We start from the raw sequence: 23,470 nt of genomic DNA on the forward strand, positions 1-23,470 counted from the left end.
AGCGAACAACTCCCCCGTGCTGCCACCCATGATCTCAGACGGGCAGGGTGACCCGCATCACGAGCCCTCCTCCCTCGCGCGGCCGGGCCGAGATGTGGCCGCCGTGCGCCCGCGCCACCGAGCGCACGATGGACAGCCCCAGGCCGACGCCCTTGTCACTGCCGGTGCGCTCCGTGCGCAGCCGCCTGAACGGCTCGAAGAGATTGTCGATCTCGTACGCCGGGACGACCGGGCCGGTGTTGGCGACGACGAGGACCGCCTGGCCGTGCTGGACGTCCGTCGTGACCTCCACCCAGCCGCCGTCCTCCGCGCTCGGCACGTTGTAGCGCACCGCGTTCTGCACCAGGTTCAGGGCGATCCGCTCCAGCAGTACGCCGTTGCCCTGGACGACGGCCGGCTGGTAGGCGGCACGGATCTCCACGCCCTTGGCCTCAGCCTCCGCGTGCGTCTGGTCGACGGCCTGGGAGGCGACCTCGGCGAGGTCCACCGGCTTGCGCTCGACGATCTGGTTGTCGCTGCGGGCCAGCAGCAGCAGGCCCTCGACGAGCTGCTCGCTGCGCTCGTTGGTGGCCAGCAGCGTCTTGCCGAGCTGCTGCAGCTCCACGGGCGCCTGCGGGTCGGACAGGTGCACCTCAAGCAGCGTGCGGTTGATCGCGAGCGGGGTGCGCAGCTCGTGTGAGGCGTTGCCGACGAAGCGCTGCTGGGCGGTGAAGGCCCGCTGCAGCCGCTCCAGCATGTCGTCGAAGGTGTCCGCCAGCTCCTTCAGCTCGTCGTCGGGGCCGTCCAGCTCGATCCGCCGGGACAGGTCGGACCCGGCCACCGCGCGCGCGGTGCGGGTGATCCGGCCCAGCGGCGACAGCACGCGCCCGGCCATGGCGTAGCCGAAGGCGAAGGCGATCACGGCCAGCCCGAGCAGGGTGAGCAGCGAGCGGCTCAGCAGGTCGTCCAGGGCGTGCTGGCGCTGCTGGTTCACACAGGCGTTCAGGGCCTGGTTCAGCTCGTTGGCGGGCAGCTTGTCCGGGAAGTTGCAGGTGTCGCTGGAGATCGAACCGGAGACGATCTTGAAAGGCAGATCGCTCCCGGCGTTCAGCGCGTTCGCGGCCAGCAGGTAGATGATCGACAGCAGCAGGATGCCGGCGATCAGGAACATGCCGCCGTACAGCAGGGTGAGCCGTATCCGGATGGTCGGGCGCAGCCACGGGAAGGGCGGCTCCGGCCTCCTGGGGTCCCAGGTGGGCTTGGGGGGCGCCTGGGGCGGCGCCGGCGTCGCTGCCACGGCGGATCAGATCCGGTAGCCGGAGCCGGGCACGGTGACGATCACCGGGGGCTCACCCAGCTTGCGGCGCAGGGTCATCACGGTGACCCGCACGACGTTGGTGAACGGGTCCGTGTTCTCGTCCCACGCCTTCTCCAGGAGCTGCTCGGCGGAGACGACCGCGCCCTCGCTGCGCATCAGGACCTCCAGGACCGCGAACTCCTTCGGCGCCAGCTGGACCTCCTTGCCGTCGCGGAAGACCTCCCGGCGGTTGGGGTCCAGCTTGATCCCGGCACGCTCCAGGACCGGCGGCAGAGGCACACTCGTACGCCGGCCGAGGGCGCGTACCCGCGCGGTCAGCTCGCTGAACGCGAACGGCTTGGGCAGGTAGTCGTCGGCGCCGATCTCCAGGCCCTCGACGCGGTCGCTGACGTCACCGGAGGCGGTCAGCATCAGCACGCGCGTGGGCATGCCCAGCTCGACGATCTTCCGGCACACGTCGTCGCCGTGCACGAGCGGCAGGTCGCGGTCGAGGACCACCACGTCGTAGTCGTTGACGCCGATGCGCTCCAGGGCGGCCGCACCGTCGTACACGACGTCGACGGCCATGGCCTCCCGGCGCAGTCCGGTGGCCACCGCATCGGCGAGCAGCTGCTCGTCCTCGACGACGAGTACGCGCACGTCGCTTGTCCTTCCTGTGTCCGCTCACGCGGCGCCGGTCGGGCACCCGCGGGCGGGGATCTTCATGGGTGTGTTGCCTCCATCCTGCCCTTTTCGGCCATAAGTCGGCTGTAAGCCGGGGCAGGAGGCGGCCGCGGGCAGGGGGTCCGCGGGGCGCTCGGGGCGGGGGAATGCCGAACTTTCTCGCGCGGTCGAGGTTTCCGCGCGGGGGAGCTGGGGGAGGACGGCTTTACACCCCGCGATCACGCTCTGCATGTGCCGCACCACCAAGCGGTACACCGCGTTCCGCTTCCCGCAGAGTGGGCGTGGGTGTCCGGCACCGTCGCCGCCCGGCAGGGCAGCGCTGGGCACCTGCGGGAGACGTGATCGCCCCTTCCGATCGGCACACCCCCGTGCCACCGACCCACGACCCAGGACGAGGGGGCGCAGCATGGACGCATTCACCGCAGGACTTCTGCAGCGCATAAAGACGACCGAGTCCGACCTGACCCGGGCTCGTGACGAGGGCGACGACTTCCTCGTCGAGGTGGAGCTGGCCGAGCTCGACGACCTGCGCCGCCTCGCCGCCGAGCACGGTGTGGAGGTCGGCATGACCGGCGTCTGAACAGCCCGCCCGCACAACGGAACCCCGGCGAATCCAGCGCCGGGGTTCCGTTTTTTCTGCTCGTTCGCCTACGGGGCGCTCAAGCCGGTGCCGGGAGACCGATCGTGCTCAGCGCTTCGCGCCTCCGCGCGTTCGGTCTCCCGGCACCGGCGCGCCCCTTCGGCTCTCTCGCGGCCGGCGCGTGGGGGCAGGCACCCTGGGACGGCCCGCGCCGTCGGCCGGTGCGGGCCCTGGCGGCGGCGCAGGCCCCCCCCCTCAGTCGTGCCAGGCGCCGAAGTCCTCCAGGAGGTTCTGGAGGGGCTCGAAGACGCCCGGGGTGGCGGCGAGCGTCAGGTCGCGGGAGACGCGCTCTCCGGAGCGTCCACCGGTCACCACGCCCGCCTCGGCGGCGATCAGGGCACCGGCGGCGTAGTCCCACGGGTTCAGGCCCCGCTCGTAGTAGCCGTCCAGGCGGCCCGCGGCCATGTCGCACAGGTCGATCGCCGCCGAGCCGCCACGCCGGATGTCGCGCACCAGCGGGATCAGCCGGCGGACGACGTCGGCCTGGTGGGTGCGGACCTCGGCGACGTAGTTGAAGCCGGTGGCGATCAGGGCCTGGTCCAGGGGCGGCGCGGGGCGGCAGGCCAGCTTGCGTTCGCCGGCCCAGACGCCGGTGGCCCAGGCGCCCCGGCCGCGCATCGCGTGGAAGGTCTCCCCGCGCATCGGGGCGGACACGACGCCGACGACGGTCTCGCCGTCCTGCTCGGCGGCGATGGACACCGCCCAGGTGGGCAGGCCGTAGAGGTAGTTCACCGTGCCGTCCAGCGGGTCGATGACCCAGCGGATGCCGCTGGTGCCCTCGGTGGCGGCGCCCTCCTCGCCGAGGAAGCCGTCCTCGGGACGCCGGTCGGCGATCAGGCCGGTGATCAGCTTCTCGGCCGCGATGTCCATCTCGGTGACGACGTCGATCGGGCTGGACTTGGTGGCGGCCACGGCGAGATCGGCGGGGCGGCCGTCGCGGAGCAGCTCTGCGGCCCGGCCGGCGGCCAGGCGGGCGAGTTGCAGCAGTTCCGTGTGCAGCGGGTCGGTCACGGCGCTCCTCACGCGTAGGGGCTGTCGGCGCCCGCGGCGGCGGGACGGGGGGCGCGGGCCGGGCAGCAGCCCACCGGGCAGAGGTCGTGGCTCGCGCCGAGCGCGCCCAGGGCGCACGGGGAGACCCGCTGCCCGCGCGCGGTGGCGGCGCGCTCCAGGATCAGGTCGCGGACGGCGGCGGCGAACCGCGGGTCGGCGCCGACCGTGGCCGAGCGGCGCACCGGCAGGCCCAGCTCCGCGGCCTTGGCCGTGGCCTCGGTGTCGAGGTCGTAGAGGACCTCCATGTGGTCGGAGACGAAGCCGATGGGCGCCATGACGACGGCCGGGGCCCCGGCCGCGCGCCGCTCCTCCAGGTGGTCGCAGATGTCCGGCTCCAGCCACGGGATGTGCGGGGCGCCGGAACGCGACTGGTAGACGAGCTGCCAGGGGTGGTCCTCGCCGGTGCGTTCGCGGACCGCGTCGGCGATCAGCCGGGCGACGTCCAGGTGCTGGCGGACGTAGGCCCCGCCGTCGCCGTGCTCCTCGGCCGGGCCGGAGGTGTCGGCGGCGGAGGTCGGGATCGAGTGGGTGGTGAAGGCCAGGTGGGCGCCGGCGCGGACGTCCGCGGGCAGGTCGGCGAGGGAGGCGAGCACGCCCTCGATCATGGGTTCGATGAAGCCCGGGTGGTTGAAGTAGTGCCGCAGCTTGTCGATCTCCGGCAGCTCCAGGCTCTCGTCCCGGAGGGCGGCCAGGGAGTCGGCGAGGTTCTCGCGGTACTGGCGGCAGCCCGAGTAGGAGGCGTAGGCGCTGGTGGCCAGGACCAGGACGCGGCGGCGGCCGTCGCGGACCATGTCCCGCAGGGCGTCGGTCAGGTAGGGCGCCCAGTTGCGGTTGCCCCAGTAGACCGGCAGGTCCAGGCCGTGCTCGGCGAAGTCCTTGCGCAGGGCGTCCAGCAGGGCGCGGTTCTGGTCGTTGATGGGGCTGACCCCGCCGAACAGGAAGTAGTGCTGTCCGACTTCCTTGAGGCGTTCCTTGGGGATGCCGCGTCCGCGCGTCACGTTCTCCAGGAACGGGACCACGTCGTCCGGCCCCTCCGGGCCGCCGAACGAGAGCAGGAGCAGGGCGTCGTACGGGGTGGCATCGAGCACGTCTGGCATGTCTCGATCCTGCCACCCGGCACCGGCGGCCGTGATCCGGACCCGTACGCGCCGGTGCGTCGGGGCCGTCGGGTCCGTAAGCTGTATCAGGTAGCTTCACGCCTTACCCGACCCCGGAGACCCTGTGCCCTCCCCGTACCGTGCCCTGTTCGCCGCGCCCGGCTCCAAGGGCTTCTCCGCCGCGGGATTCGTCGGCCGGATGCCGCTGTCCATGATGGGCATCGGCGTGGTCACGATGATCTCGCAGCTCACCGGGCGCTACGGCCTCGCGGGCGCGCTCTCGGCCACCATCGCGCTGGCCGCCGCCGGGGTCGGGCCGCAGGTGTCGCGGCTCGTCGACCGGTACGGGCAGAGCCGGGTGCTGCGGCCGGCCACGCTCGTCGCGCTGGCCGCGGCGGCGGGGCTGCTGCTGGCTGCCTGGTTCCGCTGGCCGGACTGGGTGCTGTTCGTGTGCGCCGCCGGGATCGGCTCGGTGCCGTCGCTCGGCGCGATGGTCCGCGCGCGCTGGGCGGCGCTGTACCGGGGGACCCCGCAGCTGCACACCGCCTACTCGTTCGAGTCGGTGGTGGACGAGGTCTGCTTCATCTTCGGGCCGATCGTCTCCATCGGCCTGTCGACGGCCTGGTTCCCGGAGGCGGGGCCGCTGCTGGCCGCCTGCTTCCTGGCCGTGGGCGTCTTCTGGCTGACCGCGCAGCGCTCCACCGAGCCGGTGCCGCACCCGCGCGGGCAGCACAGCGGCGGCTCGGCGCTGCGCTCGCGCGGCCTCCAGGTACTGGTGGCCACCTTCGTGGCGACCGGGTCGATCTTCGGGGCGGTCGACGTGGTCACCGTGGCCTTCGCCGACGAGCAGGGCCACAAGAGCGCCGCCAGCGTCGTGCTCGCGCTGTACGCGGCCGGCTCGTGCTCCGCGGGCGTGCTGTTCGGTCTGCTGCGGCCCTCCGGAGCGCCCGCCCGCCGCTGGCTGCTGGGCATATGCGCCATGGCCGTGAGTATGATCCCCCTCCTACTGGTCGGAAACTTGCCGTTCCTGGCCGTGGCGCTGTTCGTTGCGGGCCTGTCCGTCGCTCCCACGATGATCACGACGATGGCCCTCGTCGAAGAGCACGTACCACGCGCGCACCTGACCGAGGGCATGACCTGGGTGAGCACCGGCCTCGCGGTCGGGGTGGCGCTGGGCTCGTCGGTGGCCGGCTGGGTGATCGACGCGGCCGGCGCGCGGGCCGGGTACGGGGTTCCGGCGGTGTCCGGGGCCGTCGCGGTCGCGGTCGGTTTCCTCGGGTTCCGCCGGCTCAGCAGGCCGGCTCCGGGTCGTGGAGGCTCCGTTGAGCAGCACACTGGGCGCGAAGAACGGCACATGGCGTAACTGGGGCGGCAACGTCACCGCCCGCCCCGCGCGGGAGGTCGCCCCCGCCTCGGTGGAGGAGCTGGCCGCGGCCGTGCGCCGGGCCGCCGAGGACGGCCTGACGGTGAAGGCGGTCGGCACCGGGCACTCCTTCACGTCCATCGCCGCCACCGACGGCGTGTTGATCCGCCCTCAACTGTTGACGGGCATCCGCGGCATTGACCGGGACGCCATGACCGTCACGGTCGAGTCGGGCACCCCGCTCAAGAGGCTCAACATGGCCCTCGCGCGCGAGGGGCTGTCCCTGACCAACATGGGCGACATCATGGAGCAGACGGTGTCCGGGGCGGTCAGCACCGGCACCCACGGCACCGGCCGCGAATCGGCCTCCATAGCGGCCCAGATCAAGGGCCTGGAACTGGTCACGGCGGACGGTTCCGTGCTCACCTGCTCCGCGAAGGAGAACCCGGAGGTCTTCGCTGCCGCCCGGATCGGCCTGGGCGCGCTGGGCATCGTCACGGCGATCACCTTCGCGGTGGAGCCGGTCTTCCTGCTCACCGCCCGCGAGGAGCCGATGCCCCTGGACCGGGTGCTCGCCGACTTCGACCAGCTCTGGGCGGAGAACGAGCACTTCGAGTTCTACTGGTTCCCGCACACCGGCAGCACCACCACCAAGCGCAACAACCGCAGCGCGGGCCCCGAGCGGCCGGTGAGCCCGGTCAAGGGCTGGCTGGAGGACGAGCTCATCTCCAACGGCGTCTTCCAGGCGGCCAACTGGGTCGGCCGCGCGGTGCCCGCCACCATCCCGGCGATCGCCCGGATCTCCAGCAAGGCGCTGTCCGCGCGGACGTACACCGACATCCCGTACAAGGTCTACACCTCGCCGCGCCGGGTGCGGTTCGTGGAGATGGAGTACGCCGTCCCGCGCGCGGCCGTGACCGGGGCGCTGCGCGAGCTGAAGGCCATGATCGACCGGTCCGGGCTGCGGGTGAGCTTCCCGGTGGAGGTGCGCACCGCGCCCGCCGACGACATCACGCTGTCCACCGCCTCGGGCCGGGACAGCGCGTACATCGCGGTGCACATGTTCCGCGGCACCCCCTACCAGCGGTACTTCACGGCCGCCGAGCGCATCCTCACCGCGCACGAGGGCCGCCCGCACTGGGGCAAGATCCACACCCGGGACGCGGAGTACCTCGCGGGGGTCTATCCGCGCTTCGGCGAGTTCACGGCGCTGCGGAACCGGCTGGACCCGGACCGCCGGTTCCAGAACGACTACTTGCGGAGGGTGCTGGGTCAGTAGCGGACGCGCCGGGCTCCGGGGTCGTGCCGCCGTCACCCGCCGTGCTCCCGGGAGTGGTGCCGTCGCCCGCGGCGCCCCCGGGGTCCTCCTGCCCGCCGCCCGTGCTCGCGCCGGGGGTGGGGCTCACCGTCGTACCGCGGTCCGGGCCGCCGGAGGGGGCGCCGGACGGCGACGTGCCCGAGGTGCCGTCACCCGATCCGGGCCCGTCGGCCGGCGAGGTGGACGGCTTCGGCGTGTCGTCGCCGGAACGCGGTGGAGTCGCGCGGTGACCGGTCACGGCCTTGCCGACGGTCGTGCCCTGGCCGCCACTGAAGCTGCTGCCCGACACCGCCTCGTAGACGGTGATGCCGGCCATGGTGACCCCGAAGACCAGAGCGGCCGCGACCGCCGGCCGCTTCCAGCTCTTGACCCGGGCCCGGTAGACGGTGCCCTCGGTGAACTCGCCGTGCCCCGGCGCCCCCTGCCGCTCGCCGGGGACGCCGGCCGGGGACGGCCGGGCCGGGATGGTCACGGTGCGGATCTGTTCGCCGGTACGCCGGAAGAAGTGCTGGAAGACCGAGCCGCCGCAGGTGGCGACCACGCTGACGACGCCGGCTCCGAGGATCGTGCCGTAGACGCCGAAGTAGGAGGCGAGCTTGGCGGCCACCACGGCCGCCACGGCACTGCCGGCCACCTGGGCCACGCTCAGGTCGAGCCGTTTCCTCCGCACCTCCTCCCCCGTGCTCGGCACCTCACCGCTGTCGGACCTTTCGCGCATACCCGGACCTTGCCTGCCTCTCTCACCCAGGGCCGAATCTTCAGGACATGATCGGCCGACTGCACGAGAAAGGGACGTACGGACGAAACCGTTAGTTCCATTTCTGGCGATTCCGTGAAGTACGCCACGTTCATGATCGATAAAACCGGTCAGTGGCGGTCAAGTCCCGTCCGCTGCCCGAAGTTGGGCGGCGCGCCGATCCACGCACGTGGTCCGAATGGAGTACTGTTGCGAGCCCTGGGGCCGGTCTCCCACCAGGGTGTCCGGGACCTGCTGGACCGCCGGGAGGGGGCTGGTTGCACAGGGTGACGGCGTTGGTCACGGAGCGTTGTGAACAGGTAACCGTGCCATAACGGCGATCCAGGGCCCGCGCCCGACACGCCGGGCAACTCGGCAAGGTTGTGGCAGGCTGCACCCGGGCAGGCCACACTCGACTAGCGGAAGCAGCGACGCACGTGACGTCGGCAGGCACCACCCGGGAGGTCCCCATGCCCGAACTGCGTGTCGTGGCCGTCTCCAATGACGGCACACGGCTGGTGCTGAAGGCTGCGGACAGCACGGAGTACACGCTTGCGATCGACGAACGGCTCCGCGCCGCCGTGCGCGGCGACCGTCCCCGCCTCGGCCAGATCGAGATCGAGGTGGAGAGCCATCTCCGCCCCCGCGACATCCAGGCGCGTATAAGAGCGGGAGCGACCGCCGAAGAGGTGGCCCAGCTCGCCGGCATCCCCGTGGACCGCGTCCGGCGCTTCGAGGGCCCGGTGCTGGCCGAGCGCGCCTTCATGGCCGAGCGGGCCCGCAAGACCCCGGTCCGCCGCCCCGGCGAGAACTCCGGCCCGCTGCTCGGCGAGGCCGTCCAGGAGCGGCTGCTGCTGCGCGGCGCCGAGAAGGACACCGTCCAGTGGGACTCCTGGCGCCGCGACGACGGCACCTGGGAGGTCCTGCTGGTCTATCTGGTGGCGGGCGAGCCCCACTCGGCGAGCTGGACGTACGATCCGCCGCGGCGCCTGGTGCAGGCCGTCGACAGCGAGGCACGCTCCCTGATCGGCGAGTCCGACGACCTGGGCACACCGGAGCCGAGCTTCCCGTTCGTGCCGCGCATCGCCCGGCTGCCGCGCGACCGCCCCCTCGACCGGGACCGCGACCGCGAGCGTCTCGCGCTGCCCGCGCAGCCGGCCGAACCGGCCGAGGAGAGCGCGGGCGAGCGCGACTCGCTGACCAGCCTCCTTGAGGCGGTGCCGAGCTTCCGGGGCGACCTCGTCGTCCCCGAGCGCGCGCCGGAGCCCGCGGAGGAGCCCGACGAGGAGGCGGCGGTGGAGGAACCGCCGGCCCCCGCGGCCTCGGCCGGGTCCGCCTACGCGGACGTGCTCATGCCCCGCTCGGTCGGCAGCCACCGCGACCGCCTGGTCGGCGCGACCGACCGCCAGGCCGAGGCGGACGGCGTCCGCCCGGGCCGCCGGGCCGCGGTGCCGAGCTGGGACGAGATCGTCTTCGGCACCCGCCGCAAGAAGCAGGAGTAGGCGTCACGCGCGGGGGCAGGCGGCCCGCACCAGGCCGGTGCGGGCCGCCTGCCCTTGTCCGTACGGGGCCGCCTGCCTCTGTCCGTACGGCGCCGCCCGGCCCTGTCCGTACGCCCGTCGGGCTACTGCGGGTCGGGGCCGACCGCCACCGGCCGGGACGGGTCCGCGGACCACTCGGACCACGAGCCGGCGTACAGGGCCGCGGGGATGCCCGCGACGGCCAGCGCCAGCACCTCGTGCGCGGCGGAGACGCCCGAGCCGCAGTAGACGCCCACCTCCGTGCCGTCGGCCGCGCCCAGCCCCTCGAACCGCGCCCGGAGTTCGGCGGCGGGCAGGAACCGGCCGTCCGGGCCGACGTTCTCGCCGGTGGGCGCGGACACCGCGCCGGGGATGTGGCCGCCCACCCGGTCGATCGGCTCCACCTCCCCGCGGTAGCGCTCCCCCGCGCGCGCGTCGAAGAGCACGCCGGACCGGGCGAGGGCCGCGGCCGCGTCGGGGCCGAGCAGCCCCAGCGCGCCCACAGCGGGCGTGAAGTCGCCCTCGGCGGGCTCGGGCACCGTCGTCTCCAGCGGTCCCTCCCAGGCCGCCAGGCCCCCGTCCAGGACCCGTACGTCGGGGTGCCCGGCCCAGCGCAGCAGCCACCAGGCGCGCGCGGCCGCCCAGCCCTGCCCGCCGTCGTACACGACCACCGGGCGGGCCGAGGAGACTCCCGCGCGGCGCATCGCGGCACCGAACTCCTCGGTGCCGGGCAGCGGATGGCGGCCGGCCGCGCCGGGCGGCGCGGCCAGTTCGCGGTCCAGGTCGACGAAGACGGCGCCGGGGATGTGGCCCGCCGCGTGAGCGGCGCGCCCGTCGAAGGACGGCGCACCGGCCGCCTTGGCCGTGCTCAGCTGCCAGCGGACGTCGAGCAGCACCGGCGGGCGGGGCCCGGCGAGCGCGGTCGCGAGTTCGGGTGCGGTGATGATCGGATTCATGGTCACCATCCTCGCGCACGGGGTGGCCGCGGCGTCCAGGTCCGGCTACTCTGCTCGGCCGGACAGGTCCGGTCACCAGGCGTACGGGATCGGCCACATGCTGTGCAACTGATCGACATCTGTCGGCAAGCGCACCGAAACGGGCGGGAACCGCACATGGGGCATCCTCCCGTCGTGGGTCCGGGGTCCGCAGAGCGGAATCGACACGGCCACCGCGAGGGGCCGAGAAGAGAGAGACGATGACGGAGGAACCGGAACCGTCCGGCCGTGCCGGCCGGACACCCATCGGCCGCACGCCCGGCACACCGTGCTGGGTGAGCCTGATGGTCCACGACGTGGCCGCGACCCAGGCCTTCTACGCGGACCTGTTCGGCTGGGAGTTCCAGCCGGGCCCCAGCCGGCTCGGTCCGTACGTACGGGCCCTGCTGGGCGGTCAGGAGGTGGCGGGCATCGGCCGGCTGCCCGCGGACCTGCGCCTGCCCGTCGCCTGGACGCCGTATCTCGCCTCCGACGACGTGGACCTGACGGCCGAGCGGGTGCGGATGTGCGGCGGCACGGTCGGGGTGGGGCCGCTGGACGCGGGCGAGGCCGGACGGCTGGCGATCGGCTCCGACCCCTCGGGCGCCGTCTTCGGCGTGTGGCAGACCGCGGACCGGCACGGCACGGACCTCGGTGCCGGGCCCGGCACCCCCGCCTGGAACGAGCTGCGGACCTTCGAGACCGCGAACGTCGCCAAGTTCTACGGCACGCTGTTCGGTTACGAGGAGGAGCGGACGGCCTCCGACGACCCCGCGGGGACCGACCATGTGACCTTGCGGCTCGACGGCCGCCCGGTCGCCGGGATCCACGGCCTGGGGCAGGCGCTGCCGCGCGACCGGGGCCCGCACTGGACGACGTACTTCGAGGTCACCGACCCGGACAGCGCCCTGGACCGCGTCACCGGCCTCGGCGGCCGAGCGCTCGCCGCGGCCCGGGACACGGCGCGCGGCCGGGTGGCCCTGGCGGCGGACCCGGAGGGTGCCCGGTTCGCCCTGATCCGCAGCCGGCCCGCCGCGGACGGTCACTCAGGAGGGTGACACCGGCAGGACGTCCGGTGACAGCGCGGCGGCCCGCGCCGAGGCCGCCGTCATCCGGCGGCGGTGGTGCCGGCGGCACAGCACCTCGTAGCCGACCTCGTCCGCCGACTGGTTGACGTCGCCGACCACCACCTGGGCGCCCTCGACGACCATGACGCCGCCGACCGTACGGGCGTTGTGCGTGGCCCGGGAGCCGCACCAGCACAGGGCCTCGACCTGGAGCACCTCGACCCGGTCGGCGAGTTCGACCAGGCGCTGGGAGCCGGGGAACAGCTTGGAGCGGAAGTCGGTGGTGATGCCGAAGGCGAAGACGTCGATGTCCAGGTCGTCGACCACGCGCGCGAGCTGGTCGATCTGCTCCGGCGCGAGGAACTGGGCCTCGTCCGCGATGACGTAGTCGGCGCGGCCGCCCTGGGAGAGGTGGTCGACGAGGTACCCGTACAGGTCGACGCCGTCCTCGACCTCCACGGCGTCGGTGACCAGGCCGAGGCGGGAGGAGAGCTTGCCCTCGCCGGCCCGGTCGTCCCGGGTGAAGATCATGCCGGCCAGGCCGCGCGCCGACCGGTTGTGCTCGATCTGCAGAGCCAGTGTCGACTTCCCGCAGTCCATCGTTCCGGAGAAGAACACCAGCTCGGGCATGGGGGTGGGGGCACCTTTCGGTGGGGGCGCGGGCAGGACGTGCGGGGGGGCGTACGGGGCAGGAGGGGGCGTACGGGCGGGTCGGGGGTGTGTGGGTCAGGGGCGTACTTCGAGGAGGGGGACGAGCTGCTCGGCGGGCGTCATCGAGCCGTGGTTGCCCACCATGGAGGACTCCTTCGGCTCCCGCTCCGAGGCGATGAGCAGCACGTCGTCACGGGCGGCGGCGACCACGTCACCGATCCGCGCGTACACACGGTCGTCGATCCGCGGCCCGAACCAGCCCGCCTCGACGGCCTCGTCCCGCGAGGCCACCCAGAACTGCTCGCCGAGCACCTCGCGCCAGCAGGTCAGCACGTCGCCCGCGGCGCCCGGCACCGCGTACACGTGCCGGGCCCGGCCCTCGCCGCCCAGCAGGGCGACCCCGGCGCGCAGCTCCCAGTCCTCGTCGAAGTCGATGCGGTGCTCCTCGTCGAACGCGATGTCGACCATGCCGTGGTCGGCGGTGACGTAGAGGGCGCTGCGCGGCGGGAGCTGCTCGGCCAGGCGCTGGACCAGCCGGTCGACGTGCATCAGCTGGCCGCGCCAGGTGTCGGAGTCCACGCCGTAGCGGTGGCCGGCGCCGTCGAGTTCGGAGTAGTACGTGTAGACGAGGGCGCGGTCGGCGGCGGCCAGCTGCCCGGCGGCCACGTCCATGCGGTCCTCGCCGGTCAGCCGTCCCAGGAACGTTCCGCCGCTGAGCGCGACCTTGGTCAGCGGGGTGTTCTGGAAGGCCGGGGAGGACACCTGCGCGGCGTGCACACCGGCCTGCTGGGCCAGCTGGAAGACGGTGGGGTACGGCTGCCAGGCGCGCGGGTCGGTGTACGGCTGCCAGCGCAGCTGGTTCATCAGCTCGCCGGTGGCCGGGTCGCGCACGGTGTAGCCGGGCAGGCCGTGGGCGCCCGGCGGCAGGCCGGTGCCGACGGAGGCCAGCGAGGTCGCGGTGGTCGCCGGGTAGCCGGCGGTGATCGGCCGGCCGGTGCCGCCGCGCGAGCTGCCGAGCAGGGAGGTCAGGAAGGGCGCTTCCGCGGGGTGCTCCCCGAGCTGCTGCCAGCCGAGCCCGTCGATCAGGAAGACGCAGGCGCGGTCGGCCGGGGCCAGTTCGCCGATCGCGGCCGTCATGTCCGGTACGCCCATGCCCGCGGCCAGCGTGGGCAGCAGGTCGGCGAGCGAGCCGGCGCCGTACTCGGGGACGGGGGCGGAGTCGACGGCCAGGGGCTCGGGGTGGTCCCAGGCGGTGGGCTGTGCCGACATCAGCGGGTGACGTCCGCGGTGGCCTCGGAGATGGCCTGGGCGAAGGCGAGGGTCTGACGCACCGTCTCCGGTCCGTCCCCGGCCTCGCTGACCCGGAGGCTGAGGTCGTCGGCGGTGGAGCTGCCCGTGTAGCCGTGGTCGGCCTCGCAGTTGGGGTCGCCGCAGGCGGCGGGCTCCAGGTCGATGCGGGAGACCGCGCCCCAGCCGATGGTCAGCACGACCTCGCGCGGCGGCGTGCCCGGCGTGTACTGCTCCGGGTTGGACACCACCCGGCTGACCACGACCGACGAGATCCGGCCGATCTTCACCGACTCCGTGGACGTGGTGGCGTACGGGGTCGGGGAGGTGCTGTCGGCGGCCTGCTCGTCGGTGTGGCTGACGATGAAGCGGTTGCCGGTGAGGACGAGCACCGTCACGTGCCGCCGTACTTCGTTCTGGTCGAAGGTGGTCTCCTGGTGGACCAGGTACGACCGGATGGGCTCGCCGCCCACGGCGGCCTCCACCGCCTCGGCCACGAGAGCCGGGTAGTAGCCGCTGCGTTCGATCGCCGACCGCAGCCCCTGGGTCGTCGTACTGGTCTTGGCCATGCCGTCCATCCTACGGGGAGGCACTGACTGCGAGGCACCGCTGCGCACGGGAAACCCGGTCAGTAGGCGGGGAGCGTGCGCGGGCCCAGGTCGTCGCGGGCGGGCGGGGGCGCGAGGCGCACACCGGCGCCGAGGACGCTCACCCCGTGCGGGGCGACGACCACCGGTTCCAGGGTGACCGCGACCACCTCGGGGTGGTCGTCGACCAGTCGCGAGACGCGCAGCAGCAGCTCCTCCAGGGCGGGGGTGTCCACCGGCGCGGAGCCGCGCCAGCCGAACAGCAGGGGGGCCGTCCGGATGGAGCGGATCATGGCGGTCGCCTCCCGGTCGGTGACCGGGACCAGCCGGTGCGCCATGTCGTCGAGCAGCTGGGAGGCGGCCCCGGCGAGCCCGAAGGAGAGCACCGCGCCGGCCGCCGGGTCGATGACGGCCCGCACCACGGTGTCGACGCCCCTGGGTGCCATCGCCTGCACCACCGGCCGCACCTCCTGCGCGGTCCCGAACAGCTCCGTCAGCTCCGCGTAGGAACGGCGCAGTTGCTCCTCGTCGGTGAGGTCCAGGCGGACGCCGCCCAGGTCGGCGCGGTGCCGCAGGTGCGGGGCGGTGGCCTTGAGGGCGACCGGGTAGCCGAGGGCGCGGGCGGCTTCGGCGGCGGCGTCGGGGGTGGGGGCGGGCAGGGCGCGGCGCACGGGGATGCCGTAGCGGCCGAGCAGCTCGCAGGTCTCCTCCGGGCCGAGGGTGCGGCCCTGCCCGTGCGCGAGCAGCCGGGCGACGAGGGCGGCGGCGCCCTTCTCGTCGATGTCCTCGTACTCGGGCACCTTGGCGGGGTGGGCGGCCTCCTGCCGCCACTGCCCGTACCGGACGGCTTCGGCGAGCGCCCGCACGGCCCGCTCGGCGGCGGGATAGGCGGGGATCAGGCTGGAGCGGACGCCGGGGGGCTCGGGGGGTGGGGCGGTCGGGTGGGAGGCGGGCCGGGTGGTCGAGTGGGCGGAGGCTGGGGCGGTCGGGTGGGTGGGGGCCAGGGTGGTCGGTTGGGCGGTCGGGTGGGTGGGGGCCGGGTCCGGGGCGGGGCGCGGGTGGGGAGTGGCGTAAGGGAAGGCGGGGGTGGGGTGGGCGGCCTCGGTGGAGTGGGGTGGTGGGGCGGCGTGCGGGTGCGCGTGCGGACCGCAGTCGGCCTTGGGGCCCGTTCCGGTCTCGGGGTTCGGGTCGGGCTCGGGGTTCGGGTCGGGCTCGGGGTTCGAGTCGGGCTCGGGGTTCGAGTCGGGCTCGGGGTTCGAGTCGGGCTCGGAGGTCAGATCGGGCCTGGGGGCCGAGTCGGGCCTGGAGGCCGGGTCAGGCTTGGGGGCCGGGGCTGGCTCCGCCTGGCCGCGGGTGGGCGCGGGGCCTCGGCTGGGCTCCGGGGGCCGGCCGGGCAGGGGGTGCCCGGGGCTGCCGTTGCGGCCGGGCTGGGGCGGGCCGGCGGAGCCCGGGCCCGTGCTGGCCGCGGCCGAGAGCGCCTCGGCGAGGCCGCCCAGTTCGACGTGGACCACGAGCACGGGCTTGCCGGGCGTCGCCCGGGCGGCCGAGCGGAGCGCCGCGGCGAGGGCCGCGTCCTCGGCGGCCCCCTCCCCCACGGCCGGGATGGCGGTCACGACCACCGCGTCACTGGTCTCGTCGGCCAGCGCCCGCGACAGCGCCGCACGGAAGTCCTCCGCCGACGCGGCCGTGGTCAGGTCCTGCGGCGGCTGCGGGCGCAGCCCCTCGGCGAGGCAGCGGTCGTACGTCAGTACGCCCAGCGACTCGGAGTTGCCCAGGATCGCCACCCGCGGTCCGGCGGGCAGCGGCTGGCGGGCCAGCAGCAGCCCGGTGTCGACCAGCTCCGTGATGGTGTCGACCCGGATCACGCCGGCCTGCCGCAGCAGCGCGGAGACCGTGGCGTGCGGCAGCCGCGTCGCCCGGACGGCGTGCCCCTGGGGCCCCGATCCGGCGCCCTGCACCACCACGAGCGGCTTCGCCGCCGCCGTCCGCCGGGCGAGGCGGGTGAACTTGCGCGGGTTGCCGATGGACTCCAGGTACATCAGGGCGACGTCCGTGTCCGGGTCGTCGTACCAGTACTGGAGAACGTCGTTGCCGGAGACGTCCGCGCGGTTGCCGGACGAGACGAAGGTCGACACGCCCGTCACCCCGGTGACGCCGCCGCCGCGCCGGTGCAGCCGGGACAGCAGCGCGATGCCGATGGCCCCCGACTGCGCGAACATCCCGATGCGGCCGGGGCGGGGCAGCTCGGGGGCCAGCGAGGCGTTGAGCCGGACGTCCGGCGAGGTGTTGACGATCCCGAAGGCGTTCGGGCCGACGATGCGCATGCCGTACGCGCGCGCGAGCCGCACCAGGGCGCGCTGGCGCTCCCGGCCCTCGGGACCGCTCTCCGCGTACCCGGCGGAGATCACGACGAGTCCCTGCACGCCGTGTTCACCGCACTCGGCGACCACCTCGGGGACGTGGTCGGCCGGCACGGCGACCACCGCGAGGTCGACCGGTCCTTCGATGTCCCGCACCGAGCGGCGGGCGGGCACCCCGTCGATCTCGGCGCGGTCCCCTTCGAAGGCGCGGTTGACGGCGTACAGCCGACCGGTGAACCCGGCCTCGCGCACGTGGTCGAGGATGCTGCGGCCCACTCCCCCGGGCGCGCGCCCCACGCCGATGACGGCGACCGAGCCCGGCGCCAGCAGCCGGCGCACCGACCGCGCCTCGGCGCGCTGCTCCCGCGCGCGCTGGACGGCCAGTGACCGGTCGGTCGGCTCGATGTCGAACTCCAGGCGTACGACACCGTCCTCGAAGCTGCGCTTCTGGGTGAACCCGGCATCCGTGAACACCTTGATCATCTTGGTGTTGGCGGGCAGCACCTCGGCGGCGAAACGGCGGATGCCGCGCTCGCGGGCGACGGCCGCGATGTGCTCCAGGAGGGCGGAGGCGACCCCTCGCCCCTGGTGGGCGTCCTGCACCAGGAAGGCGACCTCGGCCTCGTCGGAGGACGCGGCCCTGGGGCCTGCCCCGAGCCGGTCGTAGCGCACGGTGGCGATGAACTCGCCCCCGACGGTGGCCGCGAGCCCCACCCGGTCCACGAAGTCGTGGTGGGTGAAGCGGTGCACGTCCTTGGCGGACAGGCGCGGGTAGGGCGCGAAGAAGCGGTAGTACTTGGACTCGTCCGACACCTGCTCGTAGAAGCTGACCAGCCGGTCGGCGTCCGCGGCGGTGATGGGGCGGATCCGCGCGGTGCCGCCGTCGCGCAGCACCACGTCGGCCTCCCAGTGGGCGGGATACTCGTGCCGGTCCGACGAGGTGTGCATGCGCCCCAGCGTACGGCTCGGGTCCGACAGCGGCGCGAGGCAGTCTGAGACAGTCTGTGGGGACACACGCGGCCACGCGCGGGCGTCACCCGTGCCGGACCGAGGCCGCGGCCCGGCACCGCTCCACACCCTTGTGGGCGTGGGACACCGTGCCGCTCCGGGCGTGCTCCAACGTGTGGGAAACTGGTCTAGACAACCTGAGACACCTGAAGGGCAGCATCACATGGCTGAGCGCCGCGTCAACGTCGGCTGGGCCGAGGGCCTCCACGCCCGCCCCGCTTCCATCTTCGTCCGGGCCGCCACGGCCTCAGGGGTTCCCGTGACGATCTCCAAGGCCGACGGCAACCCCGTCAACGCGGCCTCCATGCTGGCCGTCCTCGGCCTGGGCGCGCAGGGCGGCGAGGAGATCGTCCTCGCCTCCGACGCCGAGGGCGCGGACGCCGCCCTGGACCGGCTGGCCAAGCTGGTCGCCGAGGGGCTCGAAGAGCTTCCCGAGACGGTCTGAGCCGGACGGCTCGGGCCACGACCGGACGGCTCGGACCGACCGGACGGCTGGGACCGACCGGACGGCTGGGACCGACCGGACGGCTCGGGCCGGGGAGAACCGCGTCGCCTTTTCGGGCGGCGCGGTTTCGCATTTCCCGGCGTTACGTATTTTCCGGGGTTACGTATTTTCCGGGGTTCCGCACGTTCCGGCGTCACGTATTTTCCGGCACGCGCCGGCGGCGGCGTTTCCCATTCCCGCAGGCCCCGCGGGCGACGAAAAAGGCAGCGCTCGCCAATACCGCAGATTTCCCCTCCCCCTCGGTCCGCGTCACCGCCGGGCATTCCCTTTTGTATACGGCACCCGTGTTAATTCCGTGCGCTCGTCGTGTTGACGGCGCGTTTCGCGTTCCTCACGCGGTGCGCGGCCAGTACGCGGCCGGTGTGCACGGCGGTCAGGGCCCGGGCGCGTTCCCCGTCACGGCGTGCCACCGCGTCCACGATGGCGCCGTGCTCGGCCCAGGACTCGGCGGGGTCGGCCGGGGTCTCCACGGTGTACATCCAGGCGGTCTTGTGCCGCAGCTGGATCAGCGTCGTGGTCAGCGCGGAGCTGCCGCACGCCTGGGCGAGCGTCTCGTGGAACCAGGCCCCCAGGGAGCGCAGTTCCTCGCCGCCGCCGTGCGCGGCCCGCTCCCGGCCCAGCCCGACCAGGCCGCGCAGCACCTTCAGGTGGGCCTCGGTGCGGCGCTGGGCGGCCCGGGCGGCGCCCAGCGGCTCCAGCAGCGCCCGCATGTCGAGGAGGTCGGCCGCTTCCTGCTCGGTCGGCTCCGCGACGCACGCGCCCACATGCCGCCGGGTCACGACGAACCCCTCGGCCTCCAGGGTGCGCAGCGCCTCGCGCACGGGGACGCGCGAGACGCCGTAGCGGCGGGCGAGGACCTCCTCGGTGAGCCGGCTGCCGCGCTCGTGGACACCGGCGACGATGTCGTCCCTGATCGCCGTGCACACCGAGTGCGCCGGAACACGCATGACCGACCTCCGCCTGAATTCCCGCGAGACACCGACGATGAACGCGTGTTCCGCGACTCCATGACGACGCGATCCACGCCTGTGCGACTCTATGACAATGCGCGGGAATTTCCGACGGCAGGCCAAAATCCATGGATATTTTTTGGACAATGCCGGGCCCGGCGCGGCGAGGGGTCCGGAACGCCGAAAGCCCCGGCCGATGGGCCGGGGCTTTCGGTCTGCCGCCGCGTGCGGTGTCGCTCAGGGCGCGTGCGGTGTCGTCGCTCAGGCGTTCACGCCGTGCTTGCGGAGGTAGGCGACGGGGTCCACGTCGGAGCCGTAGTCCGGGGTGGTGCGGGCCTCGAAGTGCAGGTGCGGTCCGGTGACGTTGCCGGTGGCGCCGGACAGGGCGATCTGCTGGCCCGCGGTGACCTGCTGGCCCACCGAGACACCGATGGACGACAGGTGGCCGTACTGGGTGTACATGCCGTCGGCCATCCTGATCACGATCTGGTTGCCGTACGCGCCGCCCCAGCCGGTCTGGACGACGGTGCCGACGCCGACCGCGTGCACGGTGGTGCCGCTCGCGGCGTGGAAGTCGATGCCGGTGTGGGAACCGGAGGACCACAGGGAGCCGCCGGTCTTGTAGCCGGTGGAGACGTAGGAGTCCGCGATGGGCGGCACGAAGGTGTTGAGGCGCTTGCGCTCGGCCTCGCGGGCGGCGCGCTCCTTGGCCTCGCGCGCCTGCTGGGCCTGCTCGGCGGCCCGCTTGCGCGCGGCCTCCTGGGCCTTCTTCTGCTCGGCGGCCTGCATCTGGGCGGTGGCCTGCGCGTCGATCTTGTCGGCGACGACGTCACCGAGGGAGACGACCGGGGTCAGGCCGGTGTCCTGCGGGGTGGGAGTCTCGGCGGCCAGGGCCGGGGAGACGGCGAGCGTGCCGATGACGCCGGTGGTGGTGAGGGCCGCGACACCCGCCGCGCGGGCGGTGGTGCGGTGCATCCGGCCAGGGCGGCGGTGCTTCCCGGCGGCGCGCGTGAACGCCATGGAGACGGTGGTCCTTTCCTTCCCTCTCGCCTACCGGGTTAGCTGACGGGTTCGGAGCAGGAAGGTCTCCTACGGGCCCCCGCGCTCGCGCGCGGACGTCCGATTCACCCCAGGGACTGGATGGGTCCCCGGCTCCCCTGGCTCGCGCCGTACGGGGACTCGGCGATGACTGTCCGGTGCCGCGGGTGCGGCGCACTGCCTGACGGACAGCCGGACCGACGCTAAGGGCGGCCGCTTTCAATTCCCAAACGGATCCGTGTTTTTGTTGCGCAGGCCACAGGGCAGACAGGCAGCCTCTCCCCCAATTCGGACAAGGCAGGGCCCTGGTGACGCTTCGGTCACCAGGGCCCCACGCGCGCGTGCCTCGTGTCGCGCGCCGGCCGCGGGACGCGGCCGGGCAGCGCCGCTACTCGGCGGCCACGACGGTGACCGGACCGATACCCAGGGCCTCCACGGGCTCCTTGATCTGCGCCGCGTCACCGACGAGGACCGTCACCAGCCGGTCCGCCGGGAAGGCGTTGACGACCGCCGCGGTGGCCTCGACGGTGCCGGTCTCGGCGAGCTGCTGGTAGAGCCTCGCCTGATAGTCGTCGGGCAGGTGCTGCTCGACCTGGTCGGCCAGCGTGCTCGCCACGGCGGCGGCCGTCTCGTACTTGAGCGGCGCCACGCCGACGAGGTTCTGCACGGCGACGTCCCGTTCGGCCTCGGTGAGGCCCTCGGCGGCGAGCTTGCGCAGCACCGTGACGAGGTCGTCCAGGGCCGGGCCGGTGTTCGGCGTGTCGAACGAGCCGCTGATCGCGAGCATCGCGGCGCCGGAGCCGTCGGGGGCCGAGCGCAGCACCTGGCCGAACGACCGCACCCCGTAGGTGTAGCCCTTCTCCTCGCGCAGGACGCGGTCCAGGCGGGAGGTGAGGGTGCCGCCGAGGCAGTAGGTGCCGAGCACCTGGGCGGGCCAGACGCGGTCGTGCCGGTCGGGTCCGATCCGGCCGATGAGCAGCTGGGTCTGGACGGCGCCGGGACGGTCCACGATGACCACGCGGCCGGTGTCGTCGGCCGTCACCGGCGGCACCGGGTGCGGCTTGGCGGGCGAGCCCGTCCAGGTGCCCAGGGTCTGGCCGAGCAGCTCGTCGAGGTCGATGCCGGTGAGGTCGCCGACGACCACGGCGGTGGCCGTGGCCGGGCGTACGTGCCGGTCGTAGAAGGCGCGGACGGCGGCCGCGTCGACGGCGCTGACGGTCTCCTCGGTGCCCTGGCGCGGCCGTGACATGCGCGCGCCGGCCGGGAACAGCTCCTTGGAGAGTTCCTTGGCGGCACGGCGGGAGGGGTTGGCCAGCTCGTGCGGGATCTCGTCGAGCCGGTTGCGCACCAGCCGCTCGATCTCGGACTCGGCGAACGCGGGCGCCCGCAGGGCGTCGGACAGCAGGCCGAGGCCCTTGGCGAGGCGGGAGGCCGGGACTTCCAGGCTCAGGCGTACGCCGGGGTGGTCGGCGTGCGTGTCCAAGGTGGCGCCCGCGCGCTCCAGTTCGGCGGCGAACTCCTCGGCGGAGTGCTGGTCGGTGCCCTCGGAGAAGGCCCGCGCCATGATCGTGGCGACGCCGTCCAGGCCGGCCGGCTCGGTGTCCAGGGGGGCGTCGAGGAGTACCTCCACGGCGACGACCTGCTGGCCGGGGCGGTGGCAGCGCAGCACCGTCATACCGTTGTCCAGGGTGGCGCGCTCGGGGGCCGGGAACGCCCACGGGGTGGCCTCGCCCGCCTGGGGCCGGGGGTGGAAGTCCATCGTGGCGAGCTGGGTCACTTCGCCGCCTCCTCGGTGTCGTCGGTGGCCGCGGCGTCCGCGTCCGGTGCCGTCTCCTGTGCGTCGGCCGGGGTCGGCTCGTAGACGAGGACCGCGCGGTTGTCGGGACGCAGCCGGGCCTTGGCGACCTCCTGGACCTCCTCCGGAGTCACCTCCAGGACGCGCTGGACGGCGGTCAGGGCGAGCTGCGGGTCGCCGAACAGGACGGCGTAGCGGCACAGTTCGTCGGCGCGGCCGGCGACCGTGCCGAGCCGGTCCAGCCACTCGCGCTCCAGCTGCGCCTGGGCGCGCTCCATCTCCTCGGCGGTCGGGCCGTCCTCGGCGAACCGGGCCAGCTCCTCGTCGATGGCGGCCTCGATGACCGGGACCTCGACGTCACCGGAGGTCTTCACGTCCAGCCAGCCCAGGGAGGGCGCGCCGGCCAGGCGCAGCAGGCCGAACCCGGCGGCGACGGCGGTGCGGTCGCGGCGCACCAGCCGGTTGTACAGGCGGGAGGACTCGCCGCCGCCGAGGACGGTCAGCGCGAGGTCGGCCGCGTCGCACGCGCGCGTGCCGTCGTGCGGGAGCCGGTAGGCGGCCATCAGGGCGCGGGCCGGCACCTCCTCCTCGACGACCTCGCGCAGCTGCCCGCCGATGACCTCGGGCAGCGAGCCGTCGCGGGGCTGGGGCTTGCCGTCGTGGGACTCGATGGAGCCGAAGTACTTCTCGACCCAGGCGAGCGTCCGCTCCGGGTCGATGTCGCCGACGACCGACAGGACGGCGTTGTTGGGCGCGTAGTACGTCCGGAAGAACGCCCGGGCGTCCTCCAGGGTGGCCGCGTCCAGGTCCGCCATGGACCCGATGGGCGTGTGGTGGTACGGGTGGCCCTCCGGATAGGCGAGGGCGGTCAGCCGTTCGAAGGCGGTGCCGTAGGGGACGTTGTCGTAGCGCTGGCGGCGTTCGTTCTTGACGACGTCGCGCTGGTTCTCCATCGACTCCTCGTCGAGGGCGGCCAGCAGCGAGCCCATGCGGTCGGCCTCCAGCCACAGGGCCAGCTCCAGCTGGTGGGCGGGCATGGTCTCGAAGTAGTTGGTGCGCTCGAAGCTGGTGGTGCCGTTGAGCGAGCCGCCGGCGCCCTGCACCAGCTCGAAGTGGCCGTTGCCCGTCACCTGGGCGGAGCCCTGGAACATCAGGTGCTCGAAAAGGTGAGCCAGGCCGGTGCGCCCCTTGACCTCGTGACGGGAGCCGACGTCGTACCAGAGGCACACCGCCGCGACCGGGGTCAGGTGGTCCTCGGAGAGCACCACGCGCAGGCCGTTGGCCAGGCGGTGCTCGGTCGCTGTCAGGCCGCCGGAGCCTGCCTCGGCTGCGGCCGTGTGACCCATGGGCATGTACGTCCCTTCGATCGCGATGGCGGCCCGGAAACCGCCCTGTTCCTGCCGGTCCTGCCACTGTATGCAAGCGTGCGGACGCCTGGCGAAGTTCCCGGGGCCGGGGCCGTACGCCGAGAGCGAGAACGAACGAGGGGGCGCGCGAGTGCCGGACGTGGGCGGCCGAGGGCGGCGGCCGTGAGCGCCGGGTGCGGTACGCCGGGGGGGCGGGA

20 protein-coding genes and 1 riboswitch are annotated in these 23,470 nt (G+C 73.7%); of the genes, 6 read left to right on the forward strand and 14 right to left on the reverse strand.

Annotation, left to right across the window (positions count from 1 at the left end; translation table 11 throughout):
* Nucleotides 1-34: 34 nt before the first annotated feature.
* Nucleotides 35-1,276, reverse strand: coding sequence for a HAMP domain-containing sensor histidine kinase (locus ABZ858_RS12900; protein WP_361375801.1), 1,242 nt, complete (start codon nucleotides 1,274-1,276; stop codon nucleotides 35-37).
* 6 nt (nucleotides 1,277-1,282) lie between these two features.
* Nucleotides 1,283-1,936, reverse strand: coding sequence for a response regulator transcription factor (locus tag ABZ858_RS12905; protein ID WP_007385219.1), 654 nt, complete (start codon nucleotides 1,934-1,936; stop codon nucleotides 1,283-1,285).
* Nucleotides 1,937-2,366: 430 nt separating this feature from the next.
* On the opposite strand from ABZ858_RS12905, the gene ABZ858_RS12910 reads away from it, so the two are divergent.
* The gene (locus tag ABZ858_RS12910; protein WP_361375804.1) at nucleotides 2,367-2,540 is read left to right on the forward strand and encodes a hypothetical protein; all 174 of its coding nucleotides are present in this window, start codon (nucleotides 2,367-2,369) and stop codon (nucleotides 2,538-2,540) included.
* Between the two features lie 255 nt (nucleotides 2,541-2,795).
* On the opposite strand, the gene ABZ858_RS12915 is transcribed toward ABZ858_RS12910, so the two are convergent.
* Both ABZ858_RS12915 and ABZ858_RS12920 read right to left on the reverse strand, forming a co-directional pair.
* Nucleotides 2,796-3,611, reverse strand: coding sequence for an inositol monophosphatase family protein (locus ABZ858_RS12915; protein ID WP_361375807.1), 816 nt, complete (start codon nucleotides 3,609-3,611; stop codon nucleotides 2,796-2,798).
* Between the two features lie 8 nt (nucleotides 3,612-3,619).
* Nucleotides 3,620-4,747 carry a ferrochelatase gene (locus tag ABZ858_RS12920; protein ID WP_361375810.1) on the reverse strand — a complete coding sequence of 376 codons (1,128 nt, stop codon included), beginning with the start codon at nucleotides 4,745-4,747 and terminating at the stop codon, nucleotides 3,620-3,622.
* Nucleotides 4,748-4,871: 124 nt separating this feature from the next.
* Here ABZ858_RS12920 and ABZ858_RS12925 point away from each other — a divergent pair, with 124 nt between their 5' ends.
* Together ABZ858_RS12925 and ABZ858_RS12930 are read left to right on the forward strand one after the other, a co-directional pair.
* Complete coding sequence (locus tag ABZ858_RS12925; RefSeq protein WP_361375813.1) at nucleotides 4,872-6,110, forward strand: MFS transporter; 1,239 nt, start codon at nucleotides 4,872-4,874, stop codon at nucleotides 6,108-6,110.
* The gene (locus tag ABZ858_RS12930) at nucleotides 6,070-7,389 is read left to right on the forward strand and encodes a D-arabinono-1,4-lactone oxidase (RefSeq protein ID WP_361375816.1); all 1,320 of its coding nucleotides are present in this window, start codon (nucleotides 6,070-6,072) and stop codon (nucleotides 7,387-7,389) included. Before ABZ858_RS12925 ends, ABZ858_RS12930 begins: the two co-directional genes overlap by 41 nt.
* On the opposite strand, the gene ABZ858_RS12935 is transcribed toward ABZ858_RS12930, so the two are convergent.
* Nucleotides 7,313-8,146 carry a hypothetical protein gene (locus ABZ858_RS12935; RefSeq protein ID WP_361375819.1) on the reverse strand — a complete coding sequence of 278 codons (834 nt, stop codon included), beginning with the start codon at nucleotides 8,144-8,146 and terminating at the stop codon, nucleotides 7,313-7,315. The two genes, ABZ858_RS12930 and ABZ858_RS12935, sit on opposite strands and share 77 nt — an antisense overlap.
* Before the next feature lie 488 nt (nucleotides 8,147-8,634).
* Here ABZ858_RS12935 and sepH point away from each other — a divergent pair, with 488 nt between their 5' ends.
* Nucleotides 8,635-9,666: a septation protein SepH gene (gene sepH / locus ABZ858_RS12940; RefSeq protein ID WP_361375822.1), complete on the forward strand. Its 1,032-nt coding sequence runs from the start codon at nucleotides 8,635-8,637 to the stop codon at nucleotides 9,664-9,666.
* Between the two features lie 122 nt (nucleotides 9,667-9,788).
* Here sepH and ABZ858_RS12945 read toward each other — a convergent pair whose 3' ends face one another.
* Nucleotides 9,789-10,640 (reverse strand): sulfurtransferase, encoded by an 852-nt coding sequence (locus ABZ858_RS12945; RefSeq protein WP_361375825.1) that lies wholly within the window; start codon nucleotides 10,638-10,640, stop codon nucleotides 9,789-9,791.
* Between the two features lie 239 nt (nucleotides 10,641-10,879).
* Here ABZ858_RS12945 and ABZ858_RS12950 point away from each other — a divergent pair, with 239 nt between their 5' ends.
* A complete protein-coding gene (locus ABZ858_RS12950; protein ID WP_361375828.1) occupies nucleotides 10,880-11,716 on the forward strand; it encodes a VOC family protein in 837 nt (278 codons plus the stop codon).
* Here the strand turns inward: ABZ858_RS12950 and ABZ858_RS12955 are convergent.
* The 4 genes from ABZ858_RS12955 to ABZ858_RS12970 all read right to left on the reverse strand — a co-directional run bounded on the left by ABZ858_RS12955 (nucleotide 11,705) and on the right by ABZ858_RS12970 (nucleotide 17,558).
* The gene (locus tag ABZ858_RS12955; RefSeq protein WP_361375831.1) at nucleotides 11,705-12,355 is read right to left on the reverse strand and encodes a thymidine kinase; all 651 of its coding nucleotides are present in this window, start codon (nucleotides 12,353-12,355) and stop codon (nucleotides 11,705-11,707) included. The genes ABZ858_RS12950 and ABZ858_RS12955 overlap by 12 nt on opposite strands.
* Nucleotides 12,356-12,451: 96 nt before the next feature.
* Complete coding sequence (locus tag ABZ858_RS12960; protein ID WP_361375834.1) at nucleotides 12,452-13,645, reverse strand: nucleotide pyrophosphatase/phosphodiesterase family protein; 1,194 nt, start codon at nucleotides 13,643-13,645, stop codon at nucleotides 12,452-12,454.
* On the reverse strand, nucleotides 13,645-14,241 hold the full coding sequence (locus ABZ858_RS12965; RefSeq protein ID WP_361376179.1) for a DUF5998 family protein: 597 nt from the start codon (nucleotides 14,239-14,241) through the stop codon (nucleotides 13,645-13,647). Before ABZ858_RS12965 ends, ABZ858_RS12960 begins: the two co-directional genes overlap by 1 nt.
* Nucleotides 14,242-14,291: 50 nt before the next feature.
* Entirely contained in the window at nucleotides 14,292-17,558 is a 3,267-nt protein-coding gene (locus tag ABZ858_RS12970) for a GNAT family N-acetyltransferase (RefSeq protein ID WP_361375837.1), read from the reverse strand.
* A gap of 223 nt (nucleotides 17,559-17,781) precedes the next feature.
* On the opposite strand from ABZ858_RS12970, the gene ABZ858_RS12975 reads away from it, so the two are divergent.
* Nucleotides 17,782-18,063: an HPr family phosphocarrier protein gene (locus tag ABZ858_RS12975; RefSeq protein ID WP_361375840.1), complete on the forward strand. Its 282-nt coding sequence runs from the start codon at nucleotides 17,782-17,784 to the stop codon at nucleotides 18,061-18,063.
* 347 nt (nucleotides 18,064-18,410) lie between these two features.
* On the opposite strand, the gene ABZ858_RS12980 is transcribed toward ABZ858_RS12975, so the two are convergent.
* From ABZ858_RS12980 to ABZ858_RS12995, 4 genes are all read right to left on the reverse strand, one after another.
* On the reverse strand, nucleotides 18,411-19,070 hold the full coding sequence (locus tag ABZ858_RS12980; RefSeq protein ID WP_361375843.1) for a GntR family transcriptional regulator: 660 nt from the start codon (nucleotides 19,068-19,070) through the stop codon (nucleotides 18,411-18,413).
* A gap of 264 nt (nucleotides 19,071-19,334) precedes the next feature.
* Nucleotides 19,335-20,093: a peptidoglycan DD-metalloendopeptidase family protein gene (locus ABZ858_RS12985; protein ID WP_361375845.1), complete on the reverse strand. Its 759-nt coding sequence runs from the start codon at nucleotides 20,091-20,093 to the stop codon at nucleotides 19,335-19,337.
* A 12-nt stretch (nucleotides 20,094-20,105) separates the two neighbouring features.
* A riboswitch (cyclic di-AMP (ydaO/yuaA leader) is annotated at nucleotides 20,106-20,268 on the reverse strand.
* A 231-nt stretch (nucleotides 20,269-20,499) separates the two neighbouring features.
* Nucleotides 20,500-21,888 carry a pitrilysin family protein gene (locus ABZ858_RS12990; RefSeq protein ID WP_361375848.1) on the reverse strand — a complete coding sequence of 463 codons (1,389 nt, stop codon included), beginning with the start codon at nucleotides 21,886-21,888 and terminating at the stop codon, nucleotides 20,500-20,502.
* Nucleotides 21,885-23,258, reverse strand: coding sequence for a pitrilysin family protein (locus ABZ858_RS12995; RefSeq protein ID WP_361375851.1), 1,374 nt, complete (start codon nucleotides 23,256-23,258; stop codon nucleotides 21,885-21,887). Before ABZ858_RS12995 ends, ABZ858_RS12990 begins: the two co-directional genes overlap by 4 nt.
* Nucleotides 23,259-23,470 lie beyond the last annotated feature (212 nt).

The sequence above is a fragment of the Streptomyces sp. NPDC047017 genome (assembly GCF_040644175.1).
Lineage (GTDB): Bacteria > Actinomycetota > Actinomycetes > Streptomycetales > Streptomycetaceae > Streptomyces.

Bases quoted from the DNA above. Each gene is read 5' to 3' on its own strand.
- ABZ858_RS12955 (WP_361375831.1), bottom strand. From the start codon at position 12,355: ATGCCCGAGCTGGTGTTCTTCTCCGGAACGATGGACTGCGGGAAGTCG.
- ABZ858_RS12980 (WP_361375843.1), bottom strand. From the start codon at position 19,070: ATGCGTGTTCCGGCGCACTCGGTGTGCACGGCGATCAGGGACGACATC.
- ABZ858_RS12995 (WP_361375851.1), bottom strand. From the start codon at position 23,258: ATGCCCATGGGTCACACGGCCGCAGCCGAGGCAGGCTCCGGCGGCCTG.
- ABZ858_RS12920 (WP_361375810.1), bottom strand. From the start codon at position 4,747: ATGCCAGACGTGCTCGATGCCACCCCGTACGACGCCCTGCTCCTGCTC.
- ABZ858_RS12985 (WP_361375845.1), bottom strand. From the start codon at position 20,093: ATGGCGTTCACGCGCGCCGCCGGGAAGCACCGCCGCCCTGGCCGGATG.
- ABZ858_RS12935 (WP_361375819.1), bottom strand. From the start codon at position 8,146: ATGCGCGAAAGGTCCGACAGCGGTGAGGTGCCGAGCACGGGGGAGGAG.
- ABZ858_RS12910 (WP_361375804.1), top strand. From the start codon at position 2,367: ATGGACGCATTCACCGCAGGACTTCTGCAGCGCATAAAGACGACCGAG.
- ABZ858_RS12960 (WP_361375834.1), bottom strand. From the start codon at position 13,645: ATGTCGGCACAGCCCACCGCCTGGGACCACCCCGAGCCCCTGGCCGTC.
- ABZ858_RS12975 (WP_361375840.1), top strand. From the start codon at position 17,782: ATGGCTGAGCGCCGCGTCAACGTCGGCTGGGCCGAGGGCCTCCACGCC.
- ABZ858_RS12945 (WP_361375825.1), bottom strand. From the start codon at position 10,640: ATGAATCCGATCATCACCGCACCCGAACTCGCGACCGCGCTCGCCGGG.
- ABZ858_RS12950 (WP_361375828.1), top strand. From the start codon at position 10,880: ATGACGGAGGAACCGGAACCGTCCGGCCGTGCCGGCCGGACACCCATC.
- ABZ858_RS12965 (WP_361376179.1), bottom strand. From the start codon at position 14,241: ATGGACGGCATGGCCAAGACCAGTACGACGACCCAGGGGCTGCGGTCG.
- sepH (WP_361375822.1), top strand. From the start codon at position 8,635: ATGCCCGAACTGCGTGTCGTGGCCGTCTCCAATGACGGCACACGGCTG.
- ABZ858_RS12970 (WP_361375837.1), bottom strand. From the start codon at position 17,558: ATGCACACCTCGTCGGACCGGCACGAGTATCCCGCCCACTGGGAGGCC.